The organism is Burkholderia sp. BCC0405 (assembly GCF_902833075.1).
In the GTDB taxonomy this organism is placed as follows: Bacteria; Pseudomonadota; Gammaproteobacteria; order Burkholderiales; family Burkholderiaceae; genus Burkholderia.
Genome location: NZ_CADFEO010000001.1, coordinates 273,261 through 291,823 on the forward strand (window position 1 = coordinate 273,261; position 18,563 = coordinate 291,823).

At 64.7% G+C, this 18,563-nt stretch carries 14 protein-coding genes; 1 reads left to right on the plus strand and 13 read right to left on the minus strand.

Annotated features, from left to right (window positions below; all coding sequences use genetic code 11):
• Window positions 1-10: 10 nt before the first annotated feature.
• The 13 genes from HWX36_RS01260 to HWX36_RS01320 all read right to left on the minus strand — a co-directional run bounded on the left by HWX36_RS01260 (window position 11) and on the right by HWX36_RS01320 (window position 16,633).
• Window positions 11-1,294: a hypothetical protein gene (locus HWX36_RS01260; RefSeq protein ID WP_175950475.1), complete on the minus strand. Its 1,284-nt coding sequence runs from the start codon at window positions 1,292-1,294 to the stop codon at window positions 11-13.
• 13 nt (window positions 1,295-1,307) lie between these two features.
• Window positions 1,308-2,522: a glycosyltransferase gene (locus HWX36_RS01265; protein ID WP_175950476.1), complete on the minus strand. Its 1,215-nt coding sequence runs from the start codon at window positions 2,520-2,522 to the stop codon at window positions 1,308-1,310.
• A 150-nt stretch (window positions 2,523-2,672) separates the two neighbouring features.
• Entirely contained in the window at window positions 2,673-3,839 is a 1,167-nt protein-coding gene (locus tag HWX36_RS01270; RefSeq protein WP_175950801.1) for an acyltransferase, read from the minus strand.
• A gap of 170 nt (window positions 3,840-4,009) precedes the next feature.
• Entirely contained in the window at window positions 4,010-5,800 is a 1,791-nt protein-coding gene (locus HWX36_RS01275; protein ID WP_175950477.1) for an alpha/beta fold hydrolase, read from the minus strand.
• Window positions 5,801-6,047: 247 nt separating this feature from the next.
• Window positions 6,048-7,256, minus strand: a complete 1,209-nt coding sequence (locus tag HWX36_RS01280) for a glycosyltransferase (protein WP_175950478.1) — start codon at window positions 7,254-7,256, stop codon at window positions 6,048-6,050.
• 118 nt (window positions 7,257-7,374) lie between these two features.
• Window positions 7,375-8,613, minus strand: a complete 1,239-nt coding sequence (locus HWX36_RS01285; RefSeq protein ID WP_175950479.1) for a hypothetical protein — start codon at window positions 8,611-8,613, stop codon at window positions 7,375-7,377.
• On the minus strand, window positions 8,610-10,043 hold the full coding sequence (locus HWX36_RS01290; RefSeq protein ID WP_175950480.1) for a DUF6418 domain-containing protein: 1,434 nt from the start codon (window positions 10,041-10,043) through the stop codon (window positions 8,610-8,612). Before HWX36_RS01290 ends, HWX36_RS01285 begins: the two co-directional genes overlap by 4 nt.
• An 11-nt stretch (window positions 10,044-10,054) precedes the next feature.
• On the minus strand, window positions 10,055-11,236 hold the full coding sequence (locus HWX36_RS01295; protein WP_175950481.1) for a glycosyltransferase: 1,182 nt from the start codon (window positions 11,234-11,236) through the stop codon (window positions 10,055-10,057).
• A 24-nt stretch (window positions 11,237-11,260) separates the two neighbouring features.
• Complete coding sequence (locus HWX36_RS01300; RefSeq protein WP_175950482.1) at window positions 11,261-13,483, minus strand: GNVR domain-containing protein; 2,223 nt, start codon at window positions 13,481-13,483, stop codon at window positions 11,261-11,263.
• Window positions 13,484-13,718: 235 nt separating this feature from the next.
• Window positions 13,719-14,291 carry a D-glycero-beta-D-manno-heptose 1,7-bisphosphate 7-phosphatase gene (gene gmhB, locus HWX36_RS01305; protein WP_175950483.1) on the minus strand — a complete coding sequence of 191 codons (573 nt, stop codon included), beginning with the start codon at window positions 14,289-14,291 and terminating at the stop codon, window positions 13,719-13,721.
• Window positions 14,281-15,012 carry a sugar phosphate nucleotidyltransferase gene (locus HWX36_RS01310; protein ID WP_244136281.1) on the minus strand — a complete coding sequence of 244 codons (732 nt, stop codon included), beginning with the start codon at window positions 15,010-15,012 and terminating at the stop codon, window positions 14,281-14,283. Before HWX36_RS01310 ends, gmhB begins: the two co-directional genes overlap by 11 nt.
• Complete coding sequence (locus HWX36_RS01315) at window positions 15,009-15,590, minus strand: D-sedoheptulose 7-phosphate isomerase (RefSeq protein WP_175950485.1); 582 nt, start codon at window positions 15,588-15,590, stop codon at window positions 15,009-15,011. The genes HWX36_RS01310 and HWX36_RS01315 overlap by 4 nt, the downstream gene beginning before the upstream one ends.
• A complete protein-coding gene (locus HWX36_RS01320) occupies window positions 15,587-16,633 on the minus strand; it encodes a dehydrogenase (protein WP_175950802.1) in 1,047 nt (348 codons plus the stop codon). Before HWX36_RS01320 ends, HWX36_RS01315 begins: the two co-directional genes overlap by 4 nt.
• A gap of 653 nt (window positions 16,634-17,286) precedes the next feature.
• Between HWX36_RS01320 and HWX36_RS01325 the strand changes: the two genes are divergently transcribed.
• Complete coding sequence (locus HWX36_RS01325) at window positions 17,287-18,465, plus strand: polysaccharide biosynthesis/export family protein (RefSeq protein WP_175950486.1); 1,179 nt, start codon at window positions 17,287-17,289, stop codon at window positions 18,463-18,465.
• Window positions 18,466-18,563 lie beyond the last annotated feature (98 nt).

Sequence of the window (18,563 nt, forward strand, 5' to 3'; positions counted from 1 at the left end):
TCCCCGCACGTCAGCGCACGACGATGGCCGCCGAAACGACGTTCTGGATGAACGGCTTGCCGACCGCCTTGACGAAATACGTGCCCGCCCGCGTATCAGGCAGCGAAATGCTCGTCGCATCGGTGGGATAGCGTCCGACCAGCCTGAACGACGACGGACCAAGCTGCTCGTAGAGCTCCAGATGATCGACGGTGTCCGGATGGGTGATCCGGACGGTCACGCTCGCGCCCAACGGCTGCGCGTCGATCTCCGTGCAACTGGCAATGCCGGTTTCGAGCGCGCTCCCCTCCTCGTAGTCGTTCCACGTAATCAGTTGAACGAACGGGATCTGCTGCCGCGCGCTGTAGCGCTCGTTGATGCTCTTGAACGTGTCGAGCCAGGTGCGGCCGCACGCAGGCGCAAGAAAGCGCGGCGCGGCGGCGCCCCACGACGCCTTCCTGTCGTCGAACCCGCTCCACACGCCACCGACCGCGATCATCCCCGGCGGCTGGTTCCGGGCAATGTTGTAGAAGCGCTCGCGATACAGCAGGTCGTGCCGCGTGCCGGCCGGTTGCGGCTCGGACCACGGCGACGGCTGCTCCCAGACATACGCCCCCTTGCTGTACGGCAGATCGAAACCCGGCGCAAGCGTATGGATCCAGTAGACGTCCGGGTACGCGGCATGAATACGCGCCCAGTCCGCCGTCCCGACCGCATCCATCCCGAACTCGGACACGACCGGATGGCCGTCGTAACGCAGATACTGCGTCGACGTGAAGTATTCGCGGCTGATATACGCGAGGTTGTTCAGGATCGTTTCGGTCAGGTCGCACCCGTGACATGCATTGAACTTGAAGCTGCCGCTGTCGATCATGATCGAGAACGTCATCCCGGGAAACCTCGCCAGCTCGGGCATGGATGCCTGCCACGCCGTGTCGACGAAATGGCCCTGGCCGTACCAGTCGACGATCACGCCGTCGATACCGCGCGACTGCATGTCGGCGAAGGTGCGATAGGCCTGGCGAGGATCGTCGGATCGATAGCCGACGTCCACGCCGCGCGGGTCGGGGCCCCACCACGGCAGGTAGTGGGCCAGCACCCGGGTCGTGCTGCCCGGATACAGCAACGTATGCACGTCGATTTTCGATATCGAAGACGTGCCGGCGAGCAGCCCGTTCGACGAACCCTTGAAATCGCGGCTGCCGGATGTATTGGCGGGCGCGAGCGTCGCCACCCGCTCGTCGCCGTAACCGTGCCCTGCCGACAAGGCCAGTGCGCCGAGCACGGCTGCCGCGTTGCGTCGAAGTGCCCGCATGATGTTCTTCTTCCTAGACGTTCTGTTGCCCGCCAATTTCCATCCACGACGCAAGCTGCGCCGCGTAGCGCGACGGCGTGTATGCCGAGCAATCGTAGTGTCGATCGTCGGTACGCAAGTGACGGTTCAACTCATCGAGTGCGCTCGTCAGGCCGGCCGGCGAATTCCGGTACAGGATCTTGTTGCCGATCTCGCTGCCGAACGTCGACAGGCTGCCGATCTCGTGCGCGAGAACCGGCAAGCCGAGCGTGGCCGCCTCGACCAGCACGAGCGGCGCGTTCTCGGCCCAGACGGACGGCAACACCAGCGCGTCATGTGCGCGCAATGCGTGAAACAGCTCGCCGTGGTCAAGCCGCCCGGCAAAGCGCAGCCGTTGCGCCTCAACCAGATCCTGGTGGCGCGTTTCGAGCTGCGCCCGCATCGCCCCGTCGCCGTAAAGCGTCAGGCTGCCGATACGATGAAAACCGGTCTGGCGCGCCAGTTCGATGAACTCGTGAATGCCCTTCTCCGCATCGAGGCGTCCCACATAGGCGAGATCGAACCGATCACGATGACACACGCGCGGCGGAAACGGCTCCGCCAGCGTGCTCACCGGGTTCGGCAGCAATGCGCTTCGCGTGATGCCGCGCTGTGCCAGCGCGGTGCGCATATACGGGCTCGGGCACAGGAACAGGTCAAATACGTGTTGCGGATTGCAATAGGCGTACACCGCATGCCAGTGCAGTTTCTTCACCGTGTCGTGAATACGGCCCCGAGGGCTCGCGAGCCTGAACAGGCGCGCCGGCTTCGACAGCGCATCGACCGGCACCGGCACCGGGCGCCCGTTGCGATAGGCCAGCAGATTCGGGTTGTAAAAGACCAGGTGGTAGTCGTGGCACGTGAGATACGTGCGGAATCCCTGTTCTCGGCGGCAACGCGCGAGTACCGGCAGGATCGATTGCGTCAGCAGATTGTGATAGTTGTGCACGAGCACGCGATGCGGGCGCACCTCGTCGAGCAGCGCCGCAAGGGCGCTCGCCGCGGCGCGGTTCCAGCCGCGCGCAAGCGAGCCTTCGCCCGGCGGGAAATTCGTCTCGTCGAACGAGTACACGTCGACGCCCGGAATCTTTCGCAGCATTTCGATGGAGGTCCGGTAGACCTCTTCCGCGCCGCCCTTTCGTGCGTAGTCGTTGATCACGACAATGCGCGTCGTTTCCGCGCGGAAGCCAACCGACGGGAAGCTGTTCAATTGGACTTCCCGGACATCGGTTGAAACATTCGATATCGCGGCACGCCGCCTTCATCACTCGCCACCTTCATCTCCCACTCCATGCAGCCCATTCCATTCACGTCGGCGACACGAGGTCGCCCCTGTCAGCCGCGACGCTTCCGCGCCCGGTCAGTTTCGAACCGGATCCTGCGCTGCGTTGACCTGACGATTGCCGACCGGCAGATCGCCGCGTCGCCGCGACGCGGTCAGGCGGTGCGCAAGCCGGACACATGGCGCCTCGCAATACCGGTAGCTTGCGTACGACAACGCAATCAACGGCGCAACGGGCACGATCATGTAGACGCCCAGCGGCCACCCGGCCCATTGATAGCGCTCGCACAGCCAGTAAAACCCGAACAGCGGGATCGCATGAAACAGGTAAATCGAGTAGCTGACTTCGCCCAGCTTCGCGAAAGACCGCGCGCGGACCTTCAATACCGTCGCCATCGCCGTGAATATCACGATGCCGATCACGTAAGCGAGCGACGACGGCAGATGAACCAGGTTGTGATGCCGCCAATCATTGGCGGCGCCAACCAGTGCGACGCCCACGATCATCGCCGCCAGCAGGCCAACCACGGATCGGTACGTCAACGTGATTCCGGCGTGCTCGCCGCGCCCCCATCTCACACGCAACACGTCGAGCGGATGGTCGTACGCCTGACGAAAACAGGCGCCCCAGAACATGATCGCGAGGTGATACGGCATGGCCTTGTACTGGCCCAGCGCATGCTCGGGAATGATGCGCAACCCGAGGGTGATCACGAATATCGTGCACAGCGCGATGCAGACGAGCGCGAGATCGCGCATCCGGTGCAACCCGCCCCACCAGAACAACACGAGACACAGCGCGTAGAAATACAGCTCCGTTTCGAGCGTCCAGTAATGTCCCATGACCGGCTCCTGCCCGAACGCGGTCGGAATCATCGTTGCGTTGGCAACGAGCAGCGACGCGCTTACCGGTTTTCCGAACAACGTCCAGAAGACGAGGCAGCCGATCGGAATGGACAACCAGAACGCCGGATACAACCGCAGGAAGCGGCGGATCAGGAAGCGCCGCGTGCCTTGTCCACGGGCGCCGCGCAGGCTGCTCGGAATCAGCAGGCCGCTGATGCCGAAGAACACCACTACGCCGATCCGCCCGAAATTGACGGCGCGTTGCAGCGTGTCGAGCCATTGTTGAGCGCCCGCCAGCGCGACGAACCGCTCGGCGTAGTGCGTCCAGATGACAAGCAGGACCGCGACGGCGCGCATCGCGTCGATATGATCCAGACGTCCGGAGCTGTTGGAATTCATCGTTGGGGTCGTATAGCGGGCAGGCAGCGTGGCCAAGGACAGGCGAGTTACCGTATCACCGCACCCGCCCGCCGACTGTGCGACATCTGACATAGCCCCGTGGCGACATCGCGTTCCGCCAGGCAACGATGAGGCCGGCGCACATGGCAAAAACCGGCGCCGGCCTCGCATCACGCGGGCGATCCGGCCTCGACGATCCTGCCGAGCGGCGCGCGGCGGGAATCGAGACCCTTGACGAATTCGCTGCACAAGCCGACCACCTGTTCGGCCGCATGCGAACCGAACAGACTGTGATCGAGATCGTCGAGCACAACCGTGCGCGCGCCCGAGAAGCGCGACAGCCGCTTGCCGCGCGGGCCGAAATACATCGTCATCAGGTCCAGGCTGCTGTCGTATGCACCGCATATGAACAGGGTCCTCACCTCCTTGCGCTGCAACGTACGCAGGATTTCATGAGGATCGACCGGCATCGTCTCCGCACACGACCATCCGGCGATCCGGCGTCGCCACGCGCCGATCCGGACCGCCGCAAGCGTCGCCATGCGCTTCATGACGAGCCGGACGAACGGCATGATCTTTCGATCGCCGCTCAGCACCTGCTTCCATTTCTTCAGCTCGAAGAACGACGACCGGTAACCGGCGATCGAATTGGGTCGATGCCTGCGCAACGCGTCGGTCGGCATATCGTCGGGCATATGGAAACTCTGCAGGTTCACCGATATGACACCCGACAGCGCGCACCCCACGAGCGCCGCACGCAACGCGCTGTACGCGCCCGAGCAGATGCCGAAGGACACGACATGGCGATATCCTTGTTCCTTCAACCAATGGGCAGCCGTCGCGACATCCTCGACGACGGCGCTCGAATAGACCGGCGCGCGAGCACCACACCCGGATACACTGTCGCCGATCCCGCGTCCGTCGAACCGCAGCGATGCGATGCCGCGACGCGCCAGTTCCCGGGCGATGCGCACCGATAGCCGGCTGTCGCCGACATGCGCGCTGGCCGACGTGTTCGTGATCAGCAGAACCGGGCCGCGATCGCGCATGGCCGGCGGCAGGCACAGGATGCCGAACAAGCCGGCAACGCCGAACCTGACCGGTTGTTCGCAGGCTTCCGGCGTCCGGAGCATCAGGCCGGAATCCCAATCCGCTTTCAACGCGACGCCGGGCGACGGCGCCTGCCCGGCCTCCCTGGCCGCGATCCAGTCGACCACCGCGTCGAATACACGCGTCGGCATGCTCGAGAACGTCGTTTCCTGCATGAACGCGGCGTAGCCTTCGAACAACCTCGACTCGACTTCACCACCCAGCGCTTCCAGGTTCTTCTTCAGCGGTTCGCTGCCGCCGGCATTCACGTCGACGATCAGCGTGTCCGGCGCCGGCGCGCGTACGCAATCCTTCAACGCATCGACCGCGTCGAACGCATTGAGCCGCGCACGGAACACCGGACTGTAGACCTGCCCGAGCACATTGAATGGCGCGTCTTTCGGTTGGGCCTCACGCAATGGCGCCGGCAGCTGGTCGAGCCAGATATTGCGCATGATCGACAACTCGCGCACGTAGCTGCGCCCGCTCGCCACCGGAGCCAGCAGCACGAGCGCATCCACGTCGCATCGGCTCGCCGCGAGCAGCGCGAGTGCCGCGCCCAGCCGCAGGCCGCACAGCGTCACCCGGGCAATGCCCGTTTCTTCGCGAAGCCGCGCGATGGCCGCGTGCACGTCGTCGACGGCCGTCTCGAACTGGTCGCTCGCGCCATCGGCCCCGTCGGAATCGCCCGTTCCGCGGTAATCGAAACGCAGCACCGGAATCCCGCTGGCGGACAGACGGTCCGCCAGGTTCCGCATGCCGCCGTGACTCCAGACGGATTCGTGCCCGTAAGCGTTGCACAGGACAACACCCCTCGTCCCTTCGCCCGGATGCAGCCATCCGAACCGCCCGCCAAATATGATCGGTCTCATTTTTAATTAGGTATCGGTGAAGAATGCGATATCGCGTCGTTCGGCCGAGGTGCCGAGTCGATCGGCCGAAGGACGGCAATTTGCTCGCGGAAGGCTTTCCCCTTTCCGATATTCCGATAGTCAGGCATCCCCATGCAAGGATCCGGAAGCCGGCCATCCGCGAACCCTTCAGATCACGACATCAAGGCCCTCCGTTCCATTGCGCCGACTTTCCGGTTGGATCGGGCGCGGCGCACTGCCCGGCCCGTCACGACGGGCTGCCCGGCGCTGGCGCAATCAGCTCGCGCCAGCGCCGATCGAATACCGACATGCTGAAGTGCTGCTCGCAATAGGCGGCGAATCGCGTCGCCGCTTCGACGACCTCAACCAGATCCGCGGACGGTTCGACGACGAACCGCTCCAGCCGCGCTTCGCTCATCGCAAGCGCGTCGTCGTGGAATCCGAGGCCCTCGTACGCGGCTTCGTTTCCGACCGGCACGCACCCGTACGAAATGGCCTCCAGCACCTTCGATTTGATGCCGCCGCGAAGGAACGCGGGACACAGCGCGATGGAGGATCCGGTATAGACGTCCGCCTGCGTCGGCGCAAATCCGGCGAATTCGACGTTCGGAACGGGATCGTATCGACCGGTCATGCGCCCGAAAATCACCAGCGGCCTGGCGGGCCTGACGCGCGCCCATAACGCCACCAGGTACTCGATGGCGAGCCGGTTCTGCAACTGGCGGTCCGAACCGATGAACACGAACCGCAACGGTGCCGACGGATGACGCACCGGTTTCAGCGAATTCATCGGCGGGGCAATTACATGCGTCTTGATCGCCTCGTCGTCGGTGAGCGACATCCGCAACGAATGCGCGTCTTCCGCGGAAACGAGCGTGACCGCATTCGACGACCCGATCGCCGCGCGCTCCTGCCGCTTGAGCGCGAACGCTTCATAACCCAGGAATGCGTTGCGGATCATCTTCGCGTTGGCGAGCCTGACGAACGGCCCCGGGATCGACTTTTCCAGATACCCGGCCGACAGCGGAACATCCTGCTCGCGCAGGATGTTCGCGCGGCGCGACATGAGATCGTCGAAATCCACGACGATCCGGCATGCGGGCACGTTGCGCCGAACCAGGATCGCGTAATCCACCAGCCGGATGCCGTCGAAATAGATCACATCCGGCTTGAATGCATCGACGGCGTGCAACAGCGCCGTCCGCTTGCCCGGGTGCGAGAACATCGCCACCTGAAGCGCGCACGGCGCGCCGCGCAACACACTCCATCCGACGCGCACCGCCGCGCCGATCTTCGCGCGCAAGCCTCCATCCTCGAACACGGACCGGATCTTGAATTCGGCCACTTCCGTCTGGTCGCCAAGCGCCTTCCGGATGAAGCTCAGCGTACGCTCCCGCCCGTTCGTCACTTCCTGCGGAATGTCCCTCGTCATCACCATCAGCACCCGATTCTTCACGAGCGGCCCCTCCATCGATCCAAAACCGTTTTCATTCCATTCACTGCATGCGCATCCCGGCGCTCGCGTTCGGCCGGTTGCCGGCGCGGCGACCCACCGGCCGCACGAAAGCGGCCGTTCACGAGCGCTCCCGGTTGTACGCAAGATTCCCGAGAACGACGCACCAGAAGACGAGCAGCGATACGGCGATGCCCGTCGACGGCGCATACATCACCAGCGAGCGCGGCATGACGAACGGCGCGGCGACGATGGCCGCGACGATCAGCACCTGCTTGATCATGATGAGCCGGTAACGGCGCACGGCCAGCAGCCACGTGCTCAACCCCGCATCGACGAACGTGGCGATCGAGCATCCGGTCGCGTAGATCATGATCGGCACGCCCTGGACGAACGCGGGCCCGTAGATCGTCAGGAACACTTTTTGGCCGATGAAACAGCTGCCCACCCACGCGACACAGCCGACCAGGCCGAGATACAGGCCGAGCCTGAACGCCTTGGTGCGCACGAGCGACTCGGTCCGCGCCGCAAAGACCATGCTCGGCGCCAACGCCAGTGCCAGCGTCGTGCCGACCGAATTCCACTGCTCGACCAGCGAGGCCGCCGACGCGTAGATGCCGAGATCCGCCTTGGAGACCAGCACGCCGAGCAGCAGCCGGTCCATCCGCAATACCAGGACACTGGCCGCGATGGCCGGCCAGATCCTCAGCCCGCGCACGACCAGCGCTTTCGTCACGGCTGCATTGCCGCGAAACGGCCTGGGCGACTTCAGCGCCAGCGAGCGATAACGACTGAACGGCGCGGCGGCGGCCACGCACGCCTCGAGCGGCCACGCGAACGCGGCCACGATCACACCCATCGACGCGTGTGCCGCGACGTACAGCCACAGCACCCGGACACAGCTCGCATAGGCTCTCGCCCGCGTGATGACCCACGGCTTGGATTCGGCATAGGCCATCAGCGAGCCGAGCGCGATCGGCTCCACGATCAACGCGAAGGCCGCGATCAACGTCAGCTCGGACACGCTCGACGGGCGCATGACGATCAGCACGATACCCATGAACAGCAGCATGACGGCCAGCGTCAGTGCCAGCCGCAGACGAAACGCGCGGTAGACGACCATGTGCCGCAAACGCGGGTGCTTGCCGAGGATCGGCTGGATCACCTGCGCGCCGAAGATCAGCGCGACGCTGCCGATCACATAGGCGAGCGACAGCGCGAACTGCAGTTCGCCGAACAGGCGCGCGCCGTAGATGTTCGCGAACAGGTGATTGCTCGCGATCGCGGCGAGTGCCCCGATGATCTTTTCGCACACCACGCCCGCGAACGACGAAAACAGAAGCCTGACGAACGCGTTCAAGATATCCCCGTCCGCGTCGCATCGGCGTTCGGGCGCCTCGCATCGATGCAGACCCACCAGATCAGCGCGATCAGCATGTAGAAGAGCGTGCGCGCCCCGAACAGCGTCCAGTAGTCGCCTTGCTGGACCGAGTAGGTTGCGTAGGCAAAGATCTTCGTGATCAGCCACAGCATCACGACACCGCCGCGCATCGCGACCTGAATCAGCATCGCGCTCACCGCTCCGTATATCGCGCCGGTCAATGCAACGAAGAGCGCGCCGCCCGCATAGCCGAACCAGTAGACCGGCACCGCCATGTTTCCCATCGTGAACGTGACGTCGTCGAACACGTAGGCCTTCAGGATCTCCGGCGTGCCGTATGACAGCATCAGGTCGCGCAAGCCGCTCACCGGCGCATCGCTGAAGAACGTCGGTTCCGTGAAGGAGCCGAGCGATGCCACGAAACGCCCGAACGCCGCCATCCCGCCGAGCGGCGGCGCGCCGAACAGATGCGCGTCGCCGTCCACCACGTACCACGCCTGCCCCTGCTCGAGAAAACGCGACATCATCGTCTCGACGATGTCCAGCCCCTGCCCCTTGTACGCGTAGAACACGGACACGCCGCCGATCACGAGCGCGATGGCCGAGCCGATCCCCAGATAGCGCATCACCGGCTTGCCGTTCATCGCCTGAATCGCGACGAGCGGGGTCAGGAAGGTCAGGCACACATGCAATACGGCCATGAACTGCTCGCCGTGCAACGCCTCGAGCACCAGATCGGCGACCATCATGAAGACGGACACCCACCGCACGGTCTTGTTCGAACTCGTGCCGAAGGTACTGAGCAGCACGGCAACGAAGGTCTGGTTGTTCAGGAACAGGTTGAACAGCGTACTGTTCGACGCGTCGTTGCGCAGCGCGTAGCGGTTGATGCCGCTCAGCACCGCAAAGCCGCCCGACAAGCCAGCCAGCACGCCCGTGGCAAGGATCGCGGCAACCAGCCCCAGGCCGAGTGCGACGCTGATCGGCTGGAGCGTCAGCCGCGCGCGGATCGGCTCGTGCGCGGTACGCACCTTCAGAAACCGGCTGAACCCGAGCAGCGCGCACGCAACGAAAATCACGTAGAACGACAGCAACCGGCTGAACGCGCCGTTCGCGACGCCGAAGATGTCCGTTTCCCGGAGAAACCCGCCGGATTCGATCCCCACGCCGGCCACGAAAGCGGTCAACCCGATCACCAGCGGGTAAAGCATCGACACGGCGAACACCGGAAGCGCGACGATCAGCGCGATTACCCCCGCCACCGCCAACAGCAACGTCCAGGTCGCGCTCGGTTCCATCACGCCGAGCGCCGGCAGCATCGCGTTGACCGTCAACGCGAGCACGAACAACGTCGAGACGGTCAGCCCCCACGCCGCTTCGACCCTGCCGTCGGCTCGAATCGTTCGCATCACCGCCTCTTTCACGCTTCGGCCCGGGTTGCGCGCGAACCGTCATGCACGGCCCGGTCCAGCACGTCGTGCAGCTGCGCGCTGACCGCGCGAGACGAAAAACGCCGTGCGTTCGCCCGCCCGTCGCGCACCAGTCTCGCGCGGAGGGTCGGGTCGCCCGCGACGCGATCGATCTGCCGGCCCCATTCGGCCGCATCCATCGCATCGGCAACGGCCACGAACGAATCCCCCATCGTGTAGCGATACACCGGCAGATCCGATGCGATGACCGGCACGCCGACGAATTGCGCCTCGATCACCGTGCGGCCGAAACCTTCGTGCAGCGTCGGCGACACGTACAGGTCCGACGCCTGGAAGAAATGACCGAGCTCGTCGTCGCCGACGTTCTCGACGAAATGGGCGGCAATGCCTGCCTGCGCGGCGATGGCCCGGCACTCGTCGCGGTTGGCCTGGTTTTGCGCGCTGCCCACGCGCAGCACCACGACGTCCTTGCGCCCGAGCGACGCCAGCGCACGAAACAGCGTCGCGTTGTTCTTGCGCGTTTCATCCGAGCCGACGTTCAGCACGACCAGCGCTTCGCCGATCCGGATGCCGAAGCGTGCCAGCAGCGCCGCGCGCGCCTGTTCGCGTACGCCGGCGTCGATCGGCGCATAGCGATCGTCGAACGCATTGGGTACGACCTGCATGCGGTCGGCCCCAATACGAAGCTCCGCCCGCGCCTCTTGCGCCGTCACTTCCGACGGCGCGAGCACCACGTCCGCCGTCGCGATCAGCGACTGCGTCAACCGCATATACGCGTTCTTCAGCTTCTCGACCACGCCGCGCACCTGGCCGGGACGCTGCACGTGATGAAGCACGATGCCGACCCGCCCGCCGACCCGCTGGATCAGCGGAATCATGAAGGCCAGGTCCTCCTGATAGAGCATCACGAAGTGCCCCGCACGCGCGGCCGCCATCGCACGCAGCGGATACAGCACGAACTGCGTCCAGTAGCGCCGCAACGAACGCGGCTCGGCCGGAATGTCGATCGGCTCGACCTCGAACCCCGCAAATGCCGGGATGAAGTCGATGCATTTGAGGCTGTACCGCATCACGCCGTTCCAGCTCACCGGCCGCGGCCCGAGAAACCACACGACCCGCATCGCTTGCGACGCGCGTCGCAGCCCATCCTTGCTTGCCATCGATTCACTCATGCGATGCGCTCCTCGCCCGCGCGATCACGTGCGTGCCGCGGCGAAGCCGGCGCCGATTCGGCGAACGCCATGCAACGGCGACGGCTCGAAGCCGTTGAACACCAGCCCGTCGACGCGCACGCCGACCTTGCGCAGGCTCTCGAGCGCATCCGTCATGCCGGCCGAACTGGCCGAACCCTGGCGCGCCACCAGCAGGGTCATGTCGGAGATGCGCGACAATGCCGCGATATCGCCCACCGGCAGCGCCGACGGTGCATCCACGACGATCATGTCGTACCGGCCTCGCAACCACGCGGCCAGCTTGTCGAGGCGGGCCATGTCGAACAGATTGCGCGTCGACGCGCTGGGCTTTCCGGCAGACAGCGCATCGAGGTGTTCGGTCGCGCGGGTGATCGCCTCCTCGGCCGGCAGCGAACCCTTCAACACCTCGGACAGCCCCTTCGTCGCGGTCACCGGAAAGTAGCGATGCAGCCCCGGTGCGCGCACGTTGGCGTCCACGATCACCGTCTTGAGCCCGCTCTCGGAAAACAGGCAGGCGAGATTGGCGGCAATCATCGACTTGCCCTGCGCGGGCGCCGCGGACGACACCAGCACGATCTTCGCGTCGCCGCCATAGGGGGCCAGCCGGTGCCGCAACGTCAGCGCGAGGCTGTCCATCGCATCGGCCAGCGGCACGTCGGCCGGCTCCTTCGTCGCGACGAAGGCCGGCGTGCGGTTCGCGTCCGCGTCGGCCTGGCGTCGCGAATTCGGCAGGATGCCGAGCATCGGAATGCCGAGCGCCGCTTCCAGGTCGTGCGGATCGCGAATGCGCCCGGACAGCAATGCACGGCACTGCGCGGCCAGGAAGCCCAGCATCAGCCCGATCAGGGCGCCGGCCAGGATCGCGATCAGGCGCTTCGGCCGGACCGGCTTGTCGCTGACGACCGCCTTGTCGACGATCGATGCGTTGCCGACCGTCCCGGCTTCCGCGATCTGCAACTGCTGCGCGTTGTTCAGCAGCCCGACATAGAGCTGATTGTTGACCTCGACGTCGCGCGCCAGGCGCAGGTACGTCTGTTGTTGCGACGGCAGGCGCGCCGCCTTGTCCTTCAGCACGGCGGCCTGCTTGTCGAGCTCCTTCAGCTTGTTGGCCGCCGCGACGACCTGCGGTTGCCCCGGAACGTATTTCGACAACAGGTCCTGGTATTCGAGCTTGGTCTCGAGCCGCGATTTGTCGACGAACGCGAGCTGATCGACCAGCAGGCTGACGTCGCCCTGCGCGTCGATCGACCCCTGCTGATTGCGGAACGCGTTCAACGCCTGCTCGGCCTGCTGCAGCCGGGCCCTGACGATCGGCATTTGTGCGTTGAGGAACGTGAGGCTGCGCTCGGCATCGTCGGCACGGCGTCGCGCGTTGAAGCTCAGATAGGCCGCGGCGATCGCATTGAGCATGCGGGCCGCGAAGATCGGATCCGCATCCTCGAAACTCAGCTGCATGATGCCCGACTGCCGTTTCGTCTCGGTCACGCCCAGTTTCTTCAAGATCGCGTCAAGGCGAACGTCGGCGGCCACGCACCGCACGCGGAATTCGGTACCGGGGCGCGCGACGATCCGCGCCACGTCGACCTGATAGCCGTTGCTCGCGCTCGGCACGCCGACCACGCCGCTCAGCACTTCCCGACCGCTGCGATCCTTCAGCCGAAACCGGTTGCCGTCGAGATAATCGAACGTCAGTGCCTTGCCGATCTGCGCGGACGGCACCTCGAACGTCCTGAATTCAAGACGCTCGCCGCCCCACGCCCACGACGACATCCCGAGCGGCGGCTCGGCGAGACCATCGGCGTCCTTCGACAGGAACGCGCCGATGAGGCCGCCGACCAGCGGGAAGCGGTTCTCGACCGACACCTCGGCCTGGGCACCCGTCGCCTTGATCGCTTCCATCACGACCGAGCGCGAGCGGACGATGTCGATTTCGCCGACCACGGCCGAATTCTGGATATCCAGCGCCTTCGAGATCGACGACAGCGAACCCAGCGCGCTGGCCTTGTTTTCCTCGATCTGGATCAGCGTGTCGGCCGAATACACCGGCGTTGCCGCGATCGCATAGACGATCGCCAGCAGCAGGCAGGCCGCGAAGACGGCCGCGAAGAGGCGCCCGTTGTCGAGCACGTTCTCCAGCAAGTCGATCGGCGACAACCGCGTCACATGCCGGGAAACAGGTTTCGTTTCGTTTTGGTGCCCGGTCAATGCAGGTCGGTCCATCTTCATGCTGAACTCCAGAATCGAAGATCCGGCTGGCTTCGCCGCTTTACGCGCGTTGTTGTTCACATTCATTTCTTTGAAAATCCGGCTGAAAACCCTTCAGCGCCGACCGGGGATCCACCGCGCCGAAAACCTGAATTCCCCGTGTGTTTCCACTCGAATCGGCACGACGGCCGACAAGCCGTTGTCACGGCCTCGTTCGCTTCACTCCGGCATGCGCTCGTCGATCCTGCCGCCACGCCTAAACACGCGCGGCAGCGATGCCGGTCTCTTCCAGCGCCGCGCCGATGTCGGACAGCCGCGTCACGACGTCGATGCCTGATTCGGCTTCCGCGCGGCCGGGCCGGTCGCCGACGAACAGGAAGCGGCGCCCCACGCCGGCGCGTGCGCCGGCATCGAGATCGGATGGCTTGTCGCCGACCAGGATCGAGGCGGACATATCCAGGTCGAGATCGCGCCGTGCGTCGTTCAGCATCCCGGGCTGCGGTTTCCTGCACGCGCATGCCTGCCGGTAGCGACCGATGCCGGCCTCCGGGTGATGCGGGCAGAAATAGACGCGGTCGATTCTCGCGCCGCGCTCCTCGAAACTCCGGCGCATCCAGTTCATGAACGCGACGAACTGCCACTCCGAAAAATACCCGCGGCCGATTCCGGCCTGATTCGTCACGACGACCACCAGATGGCCGGTCGCATTGGCCAACCGCACGAGATCGAAGATCCCGTCGACGAACACGCAGTCCTGCTGCCGATGGACGTAGCCGTAGTCGACGTTGATCACGCCGTCGCGATCCAGGAAGAGGGCTTTACGCTTCACGAGTCCCGGTCTCCAGCATCAGCGGAATGACGGTTTGCGCACGCGCATAATCCGCCGGCACCCCGATATCGATGAACGCCGTGACCTCGGGGAACACGCGGATGTCGAGCGCGGCGACCCGCTCGCCCAGGAAATCCTGTTCGAACGAGAATTTCGCCGGGAGATCGAAACCAAGCAGCTTGCCCGCATTGACGACATACGTGCCCGCGTTGATGCAGCCCTGCCCCGGACGCTTCTCGCGGAACGCCGCCAACCGGCGCGACGCCGCATCGAAGTCGAGCGTGCCGTAGCGCGAAGCATCGTCGACCTGCGCCGCCGCCACGACGAGATCGGGCCCCGTCGCGCGATAGAACGCCGACAACGACCTCAGATCCAGATTCGACAACGTATCGCCATTCATCACGATCATGTCGGGCGCACCGTGTGCCTTCATCGCGTGAACGATCGCGCCGCCGGTGCCGAGCGGCTCGTCTTCCTCGATCACGGAAATCGCGAGCCCGAAGTCGCGGGACGTCACCAGTGCCTTGATCGGGCCGCTGCCGTAGCCGAGCGACAGCACCACGTCCGTCACGCCCTGCTGCTGGAGCCCTCGTAGCATCCAGCACAGAAACGGCTCGCCGTCGATCGAGGCGAGTGCCTTCGGCATCGCGTCGCCCAACACCGGGCGCAGCCGCGTGCCGAGGCCGCCCGCCAGGATCAGGCATGGCAACATCGCGCTCATCCGAAGATCCGCTCTTCGACGATGCCGCAAATGATGTGGCCGCACACGAGATGCCCTTCCTGGATCTTCGGGGTCGACGCGGACGGAATCTCGATGCTGATGTCCGCACGCTGACGCATCTCGGCCGCACCGGGCCCGTTGCCGGTGAACCCGACCGAAAACATGCCGGCCGCCTTGGCCACTTCCAGCGCACGGAGAATGTTCGGCGAACGCCCGGACGTCGAATAAGCCCAGAAGATGTCGCCGGGACGCCCCGTCGCCTGAATCTGGCGCTCGAACAGCTTCTCGTATCCGTAGTCGTTGCCGATCGCGGTCATGACCGAGCTGTCCACGGTCAGTGCAAAGGCCGCGAGCCCCGGTCGATCGAAGTTGAAACGGCTGACGAATTCGCCGGCGATATGCTGTGCATCCGCCGCGCTGCCGCCATTGCCCGCGAGCAGGATCTTGTTGCCCCTGCGCAGCGCCTCCGTCACCCGATCCGCCACCTGTTCGATCCGCGCCAGTTGCTCGCGGTCGGACACGAGCGCCGTCAAAACCGACAGCGTCTGGCGAATTTCGCTCTCTACTCCGATCGTCATTGATTCTTTCTCCACGACTGCGCGCCGATATCCGTGAACGTGCAGTTGAGCACCTGGCCGTTGATTCCTTTGTACGTATCCAGCGCACGCATCACGGCCGACCGTTCGACCGGATCGACGAAGAACATCATGAAACCGCCGCCGCCGGCGCCGGACACCTTGCCGGCCTTCGCACCGGCGCGGACCGCGACCTTGTACAGGTCGTCGATCATCGAGTTCGAGATGTTTTTCGCCATCCGCTTCTTCGATTCCCATGCATCGCGCATCGACGCGGCGAACGCGTCGAAATCGGCGCGCAGCACGGCCTCTTTCATCCGGACGGCTTCATCCTTCACTTCGTGCAGCGCGGCCAGCGAATCGACGACGCCTTCCGTCACGTTGCTGCTCTGTTCCTTGATGATGTTCGCCGACTCGCGCGAGACGCCGGTGTAATACAGCACCAGCGACGCCTCCATCTCGGCCTTGATTTCCTGCTTGATCCGCAACGGATTGACGATCACGCGGTCGCCGTAGAACTCCATGAAGTTCAGCCCGCCGAAGGTCGCCGCATACTGATCCTGCTTGCCGCCGGCAAGCCCGAGATCCTCTCGTTCGATGTCGTGCGCAAGGTGTGCGATGTCGTATTCGCCGAGCGGCAACGACAGCAGTTCGCAGAACGCCCTGACCAGCGCGACGACGATCGTCGACGACGATCCAAGCCCCGATCCCGGCGGTGCTTCGGAGCACGTCGTGATCGTGACGGCCAACGGGTGGCCGTCATGAAAATCCCTGACGATCCGGTTGTAGACACCGACGTGCAAGCCGAGTCCGTTCTGCACCTCGAGCACCGGCGAGACGGGGCCGATCCACCGTGTGTCAGTATCGGCCGCCACCAGTTCGACCTTCGCGTCGTCGCGCGGCGCGATCGATGCATATGCGAATTTTTCGATCGTCACATTGAGCGCCAGACCGCCGAACCGGTCCGAATAAGGCGGCACATCGGTTCCGCCGCCGCCCAAACCCAACCGCAAAGGAGCCCTCGAACGGGCAATGAAGCGTGTCATGAAATTTCTCGCAGACAATGAGTCGGAAGCCGGCGCGATGCCGTGCCCGACCCGCGCGTCCGTCGTACATGCCGGGCCGCACGCCTGACGCATCGCGCCGGGCACCGGTGCCGGACCACGAATGCGCATGACCAGGAAGCTGCTGCCTTGCCGCCGGGAATGCGCGACCATGTTCGTTGGCGCAACTATGCGATAGATGCGCAACACGCTGCGTGCGATGGCTTACATTAAGCCGCCTCCGCGAAATCGAAGCAGCCAACCTGCGTTACGCTCTGTTCACGATCGGCAATCGCAACGTGCGAATCGGTATCGGAATCGCCGCCACGTCCCCCGGCCGGGCATGCAAACGTCAATCCGTCATTGCCAATTTTTGACAATCGATTCCGGAAGCGACGTCGCCATGAAGAACGGACCGATTGCCGTGGGTTCGAATGTCATTGAGGAGCGTCACGACGATGTGCAGAGCGAAGCGGTCTCGCGACAGCAGGCCCGAATTCGATCCGGATACCGTATCAAATGAACGGCCGCCGACGCGTTGCGGCAACGACTGCGCCGGGCAGTCGTTGCTTCGCAATCTGCCGGCCGGCAGCCCGATACCCCGACATCGACATGACTGCCCCGAATTTCCTGATTCAACGATGCTGGATAAAAAAATGAACAACGATCGACCGTTCGATGCCGTGACGCCGGGTCACCATCGCACTGCCGTGCGCCGCGTGTGCATGGCCCTCTCCTTCGCGACCGTCGCGATGCTTTCCGCTTGCACGGTGGTGCCGGGGCAGCACATGAGCTCGACCGCGTTGCCGGTCACGACCGCCGACAACGGCGACGTGACCAGCGACATGCAGGTGCCGGTCAAGCAGATCGACCTGACGCAGATCGAGCGGATCCGGGCCGAACAGAAAAATGCGCCCGCCACCTCCCTCCCGCCGAACCTGTTCGCGAAGCCGGACATCTACCGGATCGGCGCCGGCGACGTGCTGCAGATCACGGTATGGGATCACCCGGAATTCGCCACGGCCGCGGGGCAACCGGTGCAGAACACGAAGGCCGCGGACGCCGCGCCTGGTTTCGTCGTCGACAACAACGGCAATGTGCAGTTTCCGTACGTGCCGCGCCCGATCCACGCAGTCGGGAAAACCGCCGCGCAGATTCAGCACGAGGTCACGACCGAACTCAGCAAGGTATTCGTCAAGCCGCAGGTCACCGTGCGCGTGGCGTCGTTCCGCGCCACGCAGGTCTATATCGACGGCGAAGTGCGCAACCCGGGCGCACAGGCGATCAACGACATTCCGATGACGCTGATCGAAGCCGTCAGCCGTGCGGGCGGTTTTGCGCCGACCGCGGATCAGAGCCGCGTCACGATCTCCCGCAATGGCACGATCTATCCGCTGAACGTCGCGCGGATGATGAAGACGGGGAAGAATCCGGCGGACATCATGCTGAAGCCTGGCGACATCGTGCATGTCGGCGCGCGCGACGACAATCCCGTGTACGTGATGGGCGAAGTGGTCAGGCCGCAAGCCGTTGCCCCGCTTCGCGACGGTTCGCTCACGCTGAGCGAGGCGCTCACGCAGGCCGGCCAGCTCAACCAGCAGACCTCGAATGCGAAGCAGGTGTTCGTGCTGCGCAAGGACGCCGACAGCGCGCCCGTCATCTATCACCTCGACATGGCGTCGCCGGTTTCGATGCTGCTCGCGAACCAGTTCCCGCTGGCGTCGAAGGACATCGTCTATGTCGACAACACCGGGCTCGTCCGCGCGAGCCGCGTGCTGAACCTGCTGCTGCCGGCGATCAGCGCCGGCTTGACCGGCGCACTCGTCACCAAGTAACGCTCCACATGCCGGCCGGGTCGAGCGGGTCTTCCGCGCACCCGGCCAGGTTCGATGCGCACGCAACGAGCCGTACCGTATTCATCGGCGCATTCCCC

Bases quoted from the DNA above. Each gene is read 5' to 3' on its own strand.
- HWX36_RS01295 (WP_175950481.1), bottom strand. From the start codon at position 11,236: ATGAGTGAATCGATGGCAAGCAAGGATGGGCTGCGACGCGCGTCGCAA.
- HWX36_RS01300 (WP_175950482.1), bottom strand. From the start codon at position 13,483: ATGAAGATGGACCGACCTGCATTGACCGGGCACCAAAACGAAACGAAA.
- HWX36_RS01320 (WP_175950802.1), bottom strand. From the start codon at position 16,633: ATGACACGCTTCATTGCCCGTTCGAGGGCTCCTTTGCGGTTGGGTTTG.
- HWX36_RS01325 (WP_175950486.1), top strand. From the start codon at position 17,287: ATGAACAACGATCGACCGTTCGATGCCGTGACGCCGGGTCACCATCGC.
- HWX36_RS01275 (WP_175950477.1), bottom strand. From the start codon at position 5,800: ATGAGACCGATCATATTTGGCGGGCGGTTCGGATGGCTGCATCCGGGC.
- HWX36_RS01270 (WP_175950801.1), bottom strand. From the start codon at position 3,839: ATGAATTCCAACAGCTCCGGACGTCTGGATCATATCGACGCGATGCGC.
- HWX36_RS01315 (WP_175950485.1), bottom strand. From the start codon at position 15,590: ATGACGATCGGAGTAGAGAGCGAAATTCGCCAGACGCTGTCGGTTTTG.
- HWX36_RS01310 (WP_244136281.1), bottom strand. From the start codon at position 15,012: ATGAGCGCGATGTTGCCATGCCTGATCCTGGCGGGCGGCCTCGGCACG.
- HWX36_RS01290 (WP_175950480.1), bottom strand. From the start codon at position 10,043: ATGCGAACGATTCGAGCCGACGGCAGGGTCGAAGCGGCGTGGGGGCTG.
- HWX36_RS01260 (WP_175950475.1), bottom strand. From the start codon at position 1,294: ATGCGGGCACTTCGACGCAACGCGGCAGCCGTGCTCGGCGCACTGGCC.